The following is a 13,242-nucleotide window of genomic DNA, read 5'->3' on the forward strand; positions in this document are numbered from 1 at the left end:
AAATGAAAAAGATTGTAACTTTATTTTCAGCAACTATTTTGATGAGTTTTATAGCAACTTCTTGTTCTACAAGCGCAAGTACTGCTAAAATTAAACCAAAATCGGAAGTTTCGATTTCAAATCAAAATTGGTATTTGATCAACGATAACAACGTAGTAAAAGGTTTGTACGATAAGGACGTAATGTTGGTTATAGACGAAGCGAATTCGACTGTAAGTGGTTTTGCGGGTTGCAACAATTTCAATGCTGCTTTTACAAAAGTTAGCGGCGTAACAAGCTTTGTTAATTTTTCTGAAACTAAAATGGCTTGTCCTAATTTGCAAGAAGAAAAAGCATTTTTATCGATGTTGAAAAGTGTAAATCGTTACGAAGTTTCTGGAAAAGAATTACATCTTTACAAAGGAAATATCTTGTTATTAACATTTAAAACTTTGTAAGTTTTAATCATTTTATAAAATCAAAAAGCGCTCTACGAGCGCTTTTTTTTTATGGTTTATTTTTTCTTTATAATTATTACACCATTAATTCCCTCATATCCATATTTTTCTATAGCTTCAAAACCTTTAATAATCTCAACATTATATTTATTTTCATTAATATTTTTAAGTTTTTTCTTTAATTTATTATTTAAAACTTCAGAATCATTATTAATATAATCTTCAACTATAATCCCATTAGAAGTTTTAGGAAATCTTATATAAAATTTTTCATTATCAAAAAGAACAAGTGTTAATCTTTTTAAATATTCTTCCTCCTTTATAAAAACATCTTGATTTGAATAATTTATTAACATTTTTTCTTTTATTAAAAAAGTTTTATTAATTCCGTTCTCAATGAAATTTAAAGTATCCTTTTTAATTTCATATTCAAGATTAAAAAAATTCTTTTTTTTAATTAAATCGCCATGGATAATTGGATATTTTAAAGTTATATTGTTATTATTTATAACTTCCAAAAGAGACTTATCATTAATTTTAATATATTTTTTTTCTAAAATCTGAGCATTTAAACTTAATGTAAAAAAGTAAAATATTACAAGTATAAATTTCATAAAATACTATTTATCATTATTATTCTCTACAAGTTTCTCTACTATGTTTTCATCACTTTGCTTAAAACCAATTTTAGTAATCGGAATTTCTTTTGATGATAAATAAAACTCTAAATCAGCATTTAATTCAATCAAACGATGTGGAAAATCTTGTCCAACATTTTGTTTGGCTTCTGTTAAGAAAATTGCGCAATGTTTTAAATAATCTGGCGTTAATTTCGATTTTGCTTCTTGGAAAGCCGAAAACAAAACCTTTTCTGTCATCACAATATTTTTCGTTTCATCTTTTCTGTACAACGCATACAAACGTTTTTTAAGCGATTGTGTAAAATCTATCAACATTGTATTTGAGAAAAGTCTCATTTCAGCTGCATAAGGCGTCCAGAAATCTTTGTTCAACGCATTTTGATTTTTCAAAATTGATAATAACGGAGAATCTTGCGCCAAATTCGCTGTCATGTGATGTAAAAGTAATTGTTTGCGCTCATCAAAAGATGGTGGAAAAATTGGAATATGCAAATCAAAACGTCCTGGTGCAACAATTTGATCGTTCAAATTTGCCAACGATTCTACTGCTCCAATTATCAACAATTCTTGTGTATCACTCTTCTGGATATGTCTTAAAACGGAATAAAACAAATCGACCATTTCTGGATAAATTGTATTTTCTGTTGCCGAATGTAATATTTCGTCAAACGAATCAATGAACAATAATGTTTTAGGTTGATTCATTTTTTTGGAAAGAAAATCAGAGAATTTGTTCTTTTTTGAATCAAAATTTCCAACCAAATAATCATTGAAAATATGCACAAATTCATAACCTATCATATCTGCAATTTTCTTTGCCCAATATATTTTTCCACTTCCCGGAGGTCCATATAAAATCAATCCCGCAGGCTTGGAAATTCCCCAACATTCTACTTGATCTTTGCTGATAAACGGATCTAACATGTCGGTCATATAAAAATACAAATCGGTATAACCGACTAAACTTTTTCCCGAAAAATCCTCATTTTGTGGAAAAGCTTTTTCTATAAATGGATATTTTCCACCGATATAAGAATGAATCAAATAGCTCGAAACACCAGTTTTCATCTGCTTTGCAACTTCAGCAGGAATCCCATTAGTAACAAAAAAATGAAGCACATCTTCCTCTTTTGCTCCAATTGTTTTAGCGATCTCTTCTATTGTTTTTTCTTTGGAATAATCTTCTGCATATTCTTTTAAGAAGTCTTTATTCTCTTCCGAAAATGCTATAAATTGTTGTGTTACATTAAAATTTTCGTCAATACAAAAACTCAAATCAATATTAAAATCATTGATAAAATTCTGTAAACTTCCTAAAGATATTTCGAGTTGATTAGATAAATCTTTTAATTTCATTCTGTTGGCTTGTTCTAATTTCTATTAAAAATAAAGATTAATTCGTTAACTAGACTATTTTAAATTCTAAACTTCTGTTAAAACAACAAGCGCATCTATAGATGCGCTTGTTGTTTTTGCTAATATGAAATTAATTTCTTGTAAAATTCTATTAAAGCTTTCAGAGCTTCTATTTTTTCTTCAAATTCTAAATGGTAAATTGTTTCTATAACCAAATTTTCACCTTCAATTTTACTTGATATTTTAGGTTCGAATAAATTATCCTTTGCTATTTTTTCAAGATTAGTTTCAATCAATAAATTCTGTAAATAATGTTTAAAAGATTCATTGCTACAATCAACTTTTAGAATCTGTTTCTTTCTTAAAAATAAATTGACAAGATGATTAATATTCGTAATCGTAAAAATTGGTAACGATATTTTATCTAAGGTTACTCGAATTTTTCCTAGATTATGATTTCCTAATTCTTGTTCTACATAAATCAAACAATTTTTATAAGGAATGTCGATATAATAGTATGACAAGTGCAACTTTGCTCCAATTGTACCATCAACCTTAGCGTCATTATTATAAAAAATTGCGTCATCATAAGATTGCGTAAATAATTTCAATTGACTTTCGAACATTACAATTTAGATGAATTAAGATAATCTTCTATTTCTTCTTTATTTGCTTCATCAGATTCGTCTTTCAACACGCGGTTCGCAACTTTACCAACGGTTAAACCTTGAATAACGATTGAGAATAAAACGACAATATATGTAATCTCTAGCAACAAATCTTTCCATTCCGAATTTGGCATCGAAAGAACTAATGCAATTGAAACTCCACCACGAATTCCTCCCCAAACTAAAACGATAAGTGAACCTTTGGAGAATGTATTTTTTCTTAAAATAGTACGAGCTGGAATCACAATTGATAATGTTCGAGATAATAAGACGATAAAAATTGTGACAATTCCTAATAGAATTTGATCCATTAAATCTTCTATTAACAACAATTCGAAACCTATAAAAAGGAATAAAATAGCGTTCATTATCTCATCAATAAGCTCCCAAAATTTGTTTAAATAATCTTGAGTTGTTTTGCTCATTGCGAATTTCTTTCCATAATTTCCGATTATTAAACCTGCGATAACCATAGCTAAAGGACTCGAAACATGAAGTTCTTTTGCAATCAAAAATCCTCCCATTACAATCGACAATGTAATTAAAGCTGAAACTTTATAATCATCAATTTTTTTCATGGATCTAGAAGCTGTAAATCCTAATAATAACCCAAGTAAAATTCCTCCACCAGCTTCCATCAAGAATAATTTTGAAACACTTGCAAAGTCAGCATCAAAGCTTGGATTAGTTGCTATTTGTAAAACTACTGCGAACATTACAACTGCTACACCATCATTAAATAGTGACTCTCCTGTAATTTTTGTCTCAATAATTTTAGGAACTTTTGCTTGTTTCAAAATTCCTAATACAACGATTGGATCAGTTGGAGAAATTAATGTTCCGAACAATAAACAATAGATATACGGAATTTGAATACCAAAATATGGGGCGATGTAATATAAAATTGCTGATATAATAAATGCTGATAATACTACCGAAATTGTAGCATAAGTAGCAATTGTCCATCTCAAGTTTTTCAGATCGAGTATATTAACGTGCATTGCACCTGCAAAAAGCAGAAAATTAAGCATTGCGCCCATCAATATTTCATTGAAGTCTAAACTGTTAAAGAGTTGAAACATGTCTTTTGTAGCATCAGGAAAATAGCTATCTCCCAATAAACGGATAGCGACAGATACTAACATGGCGATAATCATAATTCCAATTGTTCCAGGTAATTTTAGGAATCGAAGGTTTGCATAAGAAAATAATGCAGCAAGAACAATTAGAACCGAAAAAGAATAATATAGTTCCATTGGTATTGATTAAAATTTGGAAAAAGTTACAAAAAAAGAGCCACTATAAAGTGGCTCTTTCTATATTAATTTGATTTTTTTATCAAAATTAGTTTTTTGGAGCTTGCCCAATTAAATCCATAAATTGATCTAACTTAGGTAAGATAATAATTTGTGTACGACGGTTTTTAGATTTTCCTTCCGCAGTCGCATTTGTAGTTAATGGATTAAATTCTCCACGTCCACCAGCTGTTAAACGTTTACCATCAACACCATATTGGTTTTGTAATGCTTGTACAACAGAAGATGCACGTAAAGCAGATAAATCCCAGTTGTTGCGGATGTTTGGTTTAGAAATTGGCACATTATCTGTGTTACCTTCAATCAATACATCGTAATCTCTATAATCGTTGATGATTTTCGCAATTTTACTTAAAGTTTCTCCTGCAGCAGGCGAAATTTCGTAACTACCAGATTTGTACAACATGTTATCAGCTAACGAAATGTAAACAACACCTTTTAAAACTTTAACATCAACATCTTTTGCTTCGTTGCTAGATAAAGAACGCGTCAAGTTGTTTGTTAAAACCATGTTCAAACTATCAGATTTGCTTTTCGCATCAATCAAATGTTTGATGTATTTGTTAGACTGATTGATTTCGTTCACTAATTCAGAAACATTTTTAGAACCACCATTAATACAATTTTTCAATTGCTCTTGTAATTGTTTAATTTGATTTCTTTCACTCTGAACTGTGTTTTCGTACTGACCTTGGTTAGATTCAAAATTAGCTAATTTAGCTTTCGCTACAGCCAATTCTGTTTGACATCCTTGGTTCTCAGAATAAGCAGAGTTGAATTTGTTTTGTAATTCATCATACTTCTTCTGACTCACACAACTAAATAAAGTTGAAGCAGCGATAACCGCTACTGGCAAAATTGAAACTTTCATAATTATTTTTTTATTTCAGTTATACGAATATATGCTATTATTTTTTATTGCGAGTAAATATTCCGCAAAAACCATGCTGTAAAAACATAAAACTCCTACAATCATTTGGTTGTAGGAGTTTTAACGTGAATATTTTATTTCTATTGTATTAATCCTGAGGAATATACAAAACTTGACCTGGATAAATCTTATCTTCGTGTTTTAACATTGGTTTGTTTGCTTCGAAAATTTTTGGGTATTGCATTGGATCTCCGTAAACTTCTTTGGCAATTTTAGATAAAGAATCTCCACTTTTTACAGTGTACATTGTCTTAGATAAATCTGGAATTTCGATTTTCAAAGGTGTTTTCAATGTTAATTGATCTTCTACTCCTTCCACTCCATCAATGTTACCTGCTGTTGCTAAAATTTTTTGTTTCTCATTGATGTCCAATGCTTGTCCAGCTACTACAATTTTATCTCCATCAGCAGAAAAAGTTACTCCTGACAAATCAAATCCTTGTTTTGCAACTTGATCTTTTACTTTAGCTGCTTTTTCTTCTGGTGTTTCTGCACCTCCGAAGACTTTTTCTCCGGCATTTTTGATAAATGAAAATAATCCCATAACGAGTTGATTTTAATAATATTTATTTGTTGATATTTAGTAAATATATAATTTCTCTAACAATTATCGTGCAATTGATGAATATTTCTTTTTTAAATTTTCTGTAATCGAGCGTTGTTGCTGAATTTGACTTGTTAATTGATTAATTTTTGCGTCTAAACCTTTATCGTTCTCTTCGGCAGTTTGTATTTTTCCGCTCAATGTTACTACTTGATCTTCTATCGATCGCAAAGAGTTTTCTGTTTTTATCTTTTTCTTCATCAAGCCATCAGTTACTTTATCATTCGATTCTCTTTCCAATTGATTCACCACCAAATCCAATTTATCACCCAAAGCTTGCTTTTTACTTTCTAATTTCAATAAGGTGTTATTATTTTTTAGATATGATTTGATAGAATTTCCTTTTTTCAATTGTGCATCTGCATTTTCTTTAGTCAATCGAATCATATTTTCGTTGGCTAACCTCAACTCATTTCGCACACAACCTTGCTTCGTTTTAGTCGCTAAATCTTGTAGTTGAGCATAAATTTTATCAAACTCTGCCGAATTACTATTAAATGTCATTCCATTTTGATCAGTTAATGTATTAATCACGGTCGTTTTTCCGTTTTCTTCATCAACCAAACTAATCACAGATTTATAGACATCTTGCGAATTTTTGAATTTGATGTTACTCGCTTCGTGTTTTTTTAGAAAAGCAGAAGAACCTTCTTTGTTCGTTACCCAATTTTCCCACGATTTTACAATCAAATTCTGCGCACAATTATCCGTAGAAAAAGCAAAAGATTTCAATTCTTGTCCGTTCATTTCGTACTCAACTTCAAACAATCCTTCGTCAGATTGCGCATTAACATAAGCTGATGTTAACAAAGTTGTAATGGCTAAAAGTAATAGTTTCATCAAGTTGATAGTTTAAAATTATATTCACAATTATTTATCCAATTTACAAAATATCGGAGTTTAAGAAAAGATGTTGTACAGATTTTTTATAATGGTTAATTTTAACCAGAAATTAATCAAACCGCATGCAAACAAAAATTTTATTAATTTACACAGGAGGAACAATTGGAATGGCGAAAGATTATGGAGATCAATCCTTGAAACCTTTCAATTTTGATAATTTGTTGAAACAAATTCCAGAGTTGGGACTTTTAGATTGTTCTTTCGACTATCATAGTTTCGATACACCAATAGATTCGTCTGATATGAAACCAAAATATTGGATCGAAATTGCAGAAACCATTCAACAAAACTACGAAAACTATGATGGTTTTGTCGTTTTACATGGAACAGATACAATGGCGTATACAGCTTCTGCAATGAGTTTTATGATTGATCATCTAGAGAAACCTGTAATTTTCACTGGTTCGCAATTACCAATTGGAGATTTGCGTACAGATGCAAAAGAAAATTTAATTACTTCGATTCAATTGGCTTCATTACGCAAAAATGACAAACCAATTATCAAGGAAGTTTGCGTGTATTTTGAATATAAATTGTTCCGTGCGAATAGAACAACTAAGATTAATGCAGAAAACTTTGATGCTTTCGAATCGCCGAATTATCCAGTAATTGGAGTTTCTGGTGTTCATTTGGAAGTGAAAGAAGATTTGTTGTTAAAAAATGTTGTGACAGATAAACTTTCTATCAATAAAGATCTAAATGCTGATGTTGGTGTTTTGAAGATTTTTCCTGGAATGAATCGTTCTTTTATCGAAAGTGTTTTGAACGCTCCAAATATGAAAGCTTTTATTATTGAAGCTTTCGGAACAGGAAATATTTTTACTGATGATTGGTTTATCGAATTGTTGGAAGAAGTGACGAATAAAGGAGTTCATCTTATCATCAATACGCAATGTGCGGGTGGAATGGTAGAACTTGGACGTTATGCGACAAGTGATGCGTTACTAAATATGGGAGCAATTTCGAGTTATGATTTGACAATGGAAGCTGCAATTACAAAAGCTATTTATTTATTAGGTCAAAATCTTTCGAAAGAAGAATTCAAAACGCAATATGAAACAAACCTGAAAGGTGAACTTCGCCATCATTTTTACAATGATTAGATCAGAATAATATAAAACGAAAAAATCTCTACTTGGTAGAGATTTTTTTATGTTCTAAATTTTATTTCTTCCCTGACATCGAAGCGCCATCAGATTCTCTTAATTTGAAAAAGATGTAAGTTGATAAAATTGTCATCACACCCATCGTCAAAAATGAATAACGGAAAGCTTGTACTTCTACTCCATTTACAAATCCTGCTTGTCTAAAAACGCCTAAAATCAATGCAGCTACAGAAATTCCAAAAGTTAATGACAATTGTTGTGTAACCGACAATAAACTATTTCCTTCACTGGATGTATTTTCGTCCAAATCAGCTAAAGACAAGGTATTCATTGCTGTAAATTGTATCGAACTAAAAAAACCATTCAAAACCATTAACGGAATGATATAATAAATTGGAGATTCGGATTGTAAAAAATAAAATAGACAAATGATTAATCCTAAAATAATTGTATTGGAAATCAACGTATTTCGATAACCAAATTTATTCACAATTGGTACAACAAAAGATTTTGCTATAATGTTACTTGCTGCGGATGGAATCATAATCAATCCCGCTACAGTAGCCGAATATCCGTAACCAACTTGCAACAAAAGCGGAATAAGAAAAGGCATTCCTCCTATTCCTAATCGTGTAATTAAATTTCCTATAATACCAATTCGCAAAGTTCTGATGTTAAACAAATTCAAATCGATTAAAGGATGTTGTTTATGTTTTGCATGATATATATACAACCCAATCAAAAAGGCAGAAACTACCGTCAATGCAATGATTGTCTGCCAACCAATCATTCGAGACGAAGTTAATTCCATAATCAATGTTAACACCGTAACTCCTCCACTAAAAAGAATCAAGCCTCTTATGTCAAATTTAAAAACTGGATGTTTAAAATCAGGAATCGCAAAAGTCGTCATCCAAAGTGCTACTATTCCAAAAGGAATATTCACAATAAAAATCCAATGCCACGATAAAGTTTCAACCAAAATACCTCCAATTGTTGGTCCTAAAAGTGGTCCTATTAATCCTGGAATGGTGATAAAATTTATCACTTTTAATAATTCACTTTTTGGATAAGCATACAAAATTGCTAAACGCACAACGGGAACCATCATCGATCCTCCAATCGCTTGTATAACGCGTGAAATCACTAAAAAAGGCAATGTTGTCGCAAACGCACAAAGTGTGGATCCAAGTGTAAAAATCAATATTGCTGATTGAAAGACTTTTTTCGTTCCATATTTATCCGATAGCCAACCACTCAAAGGAATTAACAAAGCAATTGTTAATGTATACGCAACGATAATCGACTGAATTTCCAAAGGCGATTTTCCTAATTCTTTTGCGATTGTAGGTAAAGAAGTATTTAAAATTGTAGCGTCCAAAGCTTGCATAAAAATTGCCATCGCACCAAGCCATGGCAAAAACTTCAACATTTTTGGATTTAAAATATGATCTGAATTCATTAAAATTCCTACAGCAAATTCTATTCCTATTTTAACATTTCGAAAAATCATTGAAAAAGATTAAATTTGAACTATGTTTCTCAACGCGCATACACATCATTTAGCTCATCAAACAGATGTTTTGGAATTGTATAATCAGTTTCCAAATGAGTTGAATAATGAAGCAAAATTATTTTCGGTTGGGATTCATCCAGCTTACATCAAAACCTCATCAATAGAGGAAGAAATCGAAATTATCAATCAAACTATTTCGAATAAAAACTGTTTGGCGATTGGGGAAATTGGATTGGATAAATTGTGCGAAACAGATTTTAAATTACAAATCAATGTTTTTGAAAAACAATTAGAAATTGCAACGCAACATCAACTTCCAGTCATTATACATTCGGTTCGCGCTTATCAAGAAATTTTACACATTCGAAAACAAATGAAATTGACGATTCCGTTTATTTTTCATGGTTTCAATAAGAATGAGCAATTGCTCAATCAAATTATTGCGCAAAATAGTTTTGCATCTTTTGGTAAAAATCTTCTATCAAACAAAAACTTACAAATTATATTTGCAAATCTTTCTGCAAATCAATTCTTTTTGGAAAATGATGCAAGCGAAATTTCTATTGAAGAAATTTATACTTTTGCAGCAGATTTGAGAAAAATTACAATCGAGGAATTACAACTTCAACAAGCAGAAAATTGGAAAACAGTTTTCGGTTACGAAGTTCAATCATAATAAAATACATTTCAATGGCAGTTTGGCAAGAAAGAGCTGAATTATTATTCAAAGAAGAAGGTTTAGAAATCCTTAAAAATTCGAACATTTTAGTTGTTGGTTTAGGTGGAGTTGGCTCTTTTGCCGCAGAATTTATCGCACGCGCAGGAGTTGGAAAAATGACTATTGTTGATGGCGATACTGTTGACATTACAAATATTAACCGACAATTACCCGCTTTACATTCGACAGTTGGACAACATAAAGTAGATGTGGTTGGTGATCGTTTGATGGATATAAATCCTGAATTAGAATTAACACGTATTAACGAATTTTTGAGTCCAGAACGTACACACGAAATCGTCACAACTGATTTTGATTATGTGTTAGATTGCATCGATTCTGTAACGCCAAAAATTAATTTGATTTTAGCTGCAAAACGCAAAAAAATTAAAGTAATCAGTAATATGGGCGCTGGTGGAAAATATTTGGCAAGCAAAGTACAAGTGCGTGATATTAGCAAAACAGATGTTTGTCCGTTGGCAAAAAATGTTAGAAAACGATTAAAAAAAGAAGGAATTAATAAAGGTGTAAAAGCTGTTTTTTCGACAGAAGTTCCTGATGAATCTTCGGTTAAATTAACGGACGGAAAAAATTATAAAAAATCGTTTTACGGAACTAATTCGTGGATGCCTGGTTTATTCGGGTTGCATGCGGCAGAAACGGTGATTCGACATTTATTAAAAAAAGATAAATAATTAAGTACTTTCTTAAAGATTTAATTAATTTAGTTGCGAATTAACAAAGAGACGAAAAAAATGAAAATCAATTACGATTATATCACATACGAGGATGTTTTGAGAGCGCGTCAATTTATGTACGAGCAAGCGTTGGAACAGAATGCGACTAATTCGTTGTTGAATACTGCGAGAGATTTATTTGGAAACAGCAATTTCGAGATGTGTATCAAAATTTGTGAAGGTTTATTGGATGCAAAAGACCCAAAACAATTGTACGATGCAAAGAAATTAATTGCGTTATCATATTATAGTTTACAAGATTTTGAGAATGCGGATAATGCATTTTTCGATATCGCTCAAAACTCTGATAATTCGGACGATTGGTTTAACGTTGTGATTTCTGCAGCTTTAAATAAAAATATCGAACGTAGTAAAGAATCTTTTGGAATTGCATTAGAAAAATACACGAAATTTGGTCATCAACGTAATATGCCTTCAGTACAATTGATGTTGCATTACATGATTACGTTAGAAACTGTAAAAGAATACGTTTTAGCCTTGGAACAATGTAGAATGTTGGTACAAGTTTATGCTAAATTGAAAAAAACAGACGAAAAATTCTTAAGTTCTCGTGGTTTAGAACAAATCGAAAACTTTTTAGAAACTGCAAAACCAGTTTTGAAAAAAGCGAAAAAGAAAGAATTAACTGAAATCAAAAAAGAATTGGTTGAAGCCTTAGACGCAAACGGTGTAGAAAAAGTAGAAGCTTTTTTTGCTGAGTTTTAAGCCAACTATTTTTACAAGAAATAAAAAAATCCACTTCTGTTGAAGTGGATTTTTTGTTTAGATAAATATTGTAAATTAGAGGAAACACTAATTTGAATGAAATACTTTTTTACTTTCATATTCTTATTCTCAACTTTTACATTTGGTTGTAGTTGTGGAGAATTTCCATCTGTTAAAAATTCATTTGATGAATTTGATGAAATTATAATAGGAAAAGTCATTAAAATTGATACAACTCTTTATGATTATTCTTCAAATCCTGTTTTTGCTTATACATTTGAAATCGAGAAAAATTTCAAAAAAAATATAGATATTACAAATAAAAAACAAAAATATTATACAACTATTTACACACCTGCCTCATCAATGTTTGGAGGTTGTGGAAGTAACTTCGAATTAAATGAAACCTATTTAATTTATGGATTTATCACAGATTTTAGCATCTATACAAATATTTGTACAAGAACTTCTGATTTAAAATTTGTTGAACAATCTGAATTAGAAGAATTAGAAAAACTTAGTAAAGAATATCTGAAAAAAAACACTCTTAATATTCCGCCTCCTCCAAATTCAAGTAAAGAGAATTTAATCCAAAAAGAGTTTGAATTGTATAAATTATCAGCCGAAAAAAGAAATAAATATTATTGGATAGGTTTAAGTCTTTTAGGATTTTTATTGACTATTAGTTTATTCTTCAATTTTAGAAAAAGAAAATAAATTTAGATTCCTCCTTTGTCGGAATGACATAGACTCAATTGTCATTCTGAACGAAGCAATAGCGAAGTGAAGAATCTTCTAGAGATTTCTTAACAAAATCAAAAAGACAAAAAAGCTATTTTCTTAATCTATATTTAATCAAATATTTCTTCGTGGTTATTTCAAAATAAATAATCTTTTTATAGATTTATCATCACTAAGAATTAACACATGAGTCACGGAAAACTAAGAGAAGATCATAATTGCCAAAATTGTGGACATTACGTAGAAGAACATTATTGCACACATTGCGGACAAGAAAATGTAGAAACACGTCAACCGTTTCACTTTTTATTTACACACTTTATCGAAGATTTTATTCATTACGATGGAAGTTTTTGGCAAACGATCAAAAAACTATTTTTGAAACCAGGAGTTTTAACCAAAGAATATTTAAGTGGTAAAAGAAATAGTTCTGTTAATCCGGTGAAGATGTACATTTTTGTCAGTTTTGTAACGTTTTTTATTATCTCAATTTTTCCTTCTCATAAAACTGAATATAATGACACTTCCAATGAGCCTATATCAATAGAAAATACTGAAAAAATTCAAAAGGCAGTTAATGCAACAATAGACACTTTACAAAACAAAGGATTCGCTACTGTTGAACAAGGTGCAAAAATAAAATCTGAATTTGAAAAGAATAAAAACATAAATTCTTTAGAAGAAGTAAATGATGAATCTATTGAAAACTTGCAATCTGAAGTAAAAAATAACGTTCCAATATTATCTCCCTTTATTGAAAAATACCAAGAGTTAAGAAAAAGAAAGGTTTCTGATGAACAATTAGGAGAAGCTATTGTTGAGAAATCTTTGCATGTCATTCC

General features: G+C 30.3%; 15 protein-coding genes. 7 read left to right on the forward strand and 8 right to left on the reverse strand.

Features of this window, described 5'->3' with window-relative positions; genetic code table 11:
• Window positions 1–2: 2 nt before the first annotated feature.
• Entirely contained in the window at window positions 3–437 is a 435-nt protein-coding gene (locus N5D90_RS14690) for an META domain-containing protein (RefSeq protein WP_114999133.1), read from the forward strand.
• A 56-nt stretch (window positions 438–493) separates the two neighbouring features.
• On the opposite strand, the gene N5D90_RS14695 is transcribed toward N5D90_RS14690, so the two are convergent.
• The 7 genes from N5D90_RS14695 to N5D90_RS14725 all read right to left on the reverse strand — a co-directional run bounded on the left by N5D90_RS14695 (window position 494) and on the right by N5D90_RS14725 (window position 6,793).
• Window positions 494–1,051 carry a hypothetical protein gene (locus N5D90_RS14695; RefSeq protein WP_114999131.1) on the reverse strand — a complete coding sequence of 186 codons (558 nt, stop codon included), beginning with the start codon at window positions 1,049–1,051 and terminating at the stop codon, window positions 494–496.
• A gap of 6 nt (window positions 1,052–1,057) precedes the next feature.
• Window positions 1,058–2,434: an ATP-binding protein gene (locus N5D90_RS14700; RefSeq protein ID WP_114999129.1), complete on the reverse strand. Its 1,377-nt coding sequence runs from the start codon at window positions 2,432–2,434 to the stop codon at window positions 1,058–1,060.
• A 119-nt stretch (window positions 2,435–2,553) separates the two neighbouring features.
• A complete protein-coding gene (locus N5D90_RS14705; protein WP_114999127.1) occupies window positions 2,554–3,060 on the reverse strand; it encodes a hypothetical protein in 507 nt (168 codons plus the stop codon).
• Complete coding sequence (locus N5D90_RS14710; RefSeq protein ID WP_280063029.1) at window positions 3,060–4,358, reverse strand: sodium:proton antiporter; 1,299 nt, start codon at window positions 4,356–4,358, stop codon at window positions 3,060–3,062. Before N5D90_RS14710 ends, N5D90_RS14705 begins: the two co-directional genes overlap by 1 nt.
• 88 nt (window positions 4,359–4,446) lie before the next feature.
• Window positions 4,447–5,289 carry an OmpA family protein gene (locus tag N5D90_RS14715; protein ID WP_280063031.1) on the reverse strand — a complete coding sequence of 281 codons (843 nt, stop codon included), beginning with the start codon at window positions 5,287–5,289 and terminating at the stop codon, window positions 4,447–4,449.
• Between the two features lie 148 nt (window positions 5,290–5,437).
• Entirely contained in the window at window positions 5,438–5,893 is a 456-nt protein-coding gene (gene lysM, locus N5D90_RS14720; RefSeq protein ID WP_125350834.1) for a peptidoglycan-binding protein LysM, read from the reverse strand.
• Window positions 5,894–5,956: 63 nt separating this feature from the next.
• On the reverse strand, window positions 5,957–6,793 hold the full coding sequence (locus N5D90_RS14725; protein ID WP_114999120.1) for a hypothetical protein: 837 nt from the start codon (window positions 6,791–6,793) through the stop codon (window positions 5,957–5,959).
• 125 nt (window positions 6,794–6,918) lie between these two features.
• Here N5D90_RS14725 and N5D90_RS14730 point away from each other — a divergent pair, with 125 nt between their 5' ends.
• Window positions 6,919–7,959, forward strand: coding sequence for an asparaginase (locus N5D90_RS14730; protein ID WP_280063032.1), 1,041 nt, complete (start codon window positions 6,919–6,921; stop codon window positions 7,957–7,959).
• A 61-nt stretch (window positions 7,960–8,020) separates the two neighbouring features.
• Here N5D90_RS14730 and mdtD read toward each other — a convergent pair whose 3' ends face one another.
• A complete protein-coding gene (gene mdtD, locus N5D90_RS14735; protein WP_280063038.1) occupies window positions 8,021–9,424 on the reverse strand; it encodes a multidrug transporter subunit MdtD in 1,404 nt (467 codons plus the stop codon).
• Window positions 9,425–9,497: 73 nt separating this feature from the next.
• On the opposite strand from mdtD, the gene N5D90_RS14740 reads away from it, so the two are divergent.
• The 5 genes from N5D90_RS14740 to N5D90_RS14760 all read left to right on the forward strand — a co-directional run.
• Window positions 9,498–10,154 (forward strand): TatD family hydrolase, encoded by a 657-nt coding sequence (locus N5D90_RS14740; protein ID WP_280063033.1) that lies wholly within the window; start codon window positions 9,498–9,500, stop codon window positions 10,152–10,154.
• A gap of 14 nt (window positions 10,155–10,168) precedes the next feature.
• Window positions 10,169–10,891 carry a tRNA threonylcarbamoyladenosine dehydratase gene (locus N5D90_RS14745; RefSeq protein ID WP_280063035.1) on the forward strand — a complete coding sequence of 241 codons (723 nt, stop codon included), beginning with the start codon at window positions 10,169–10,171 and terminating at the stop codon, window positions 10,889–10,891.
• Window positions 10,892–10,951: 60 nt separating this feature from the next.
• The gene (locus tag N5D90_RS14750; protein ID WP_125350289.1) at window positions 10,952–11,659 is read left to right on the forward strand and encodes a hypothetical protein; all 708 of its coding nucleotides are present in this window, start codon (window positions 10,952–10,954) and stop codon (window positions 11,657–11,659) included.
• Between the two features lie 96 nt (window positions 11,660–11,755).
• Window positions 11,756–12,376, forward strand: a complete 621-nt coding sequence (locus N5D90_RS14755) for a hypothetical protein (RefSeq protein WP_280063036.1) — start codon at window positions 11,756–11,758, stop codon at window positions 12,374–12,376.
• A 210-nt stretch (window positions 12,377–12,586) separates the two neighbouring features.
• On the forward strand, window positions 12,587–13,242 hold a 656-nt coding region (locus N5D90_RS14760; protein WP_280063037.1), incomplete at its 3' end, for a DUF3667 domain-containing protein.

The organism is Empedobacter sp. GD03797 (assembly GCF_029842105.1).
Lineage (GTDB): Bacteria > Bacteroidota > Bacteroidia > Flavobacteriales > Weeksellaceae > Empedobacter > Empedobacter falsenii_C.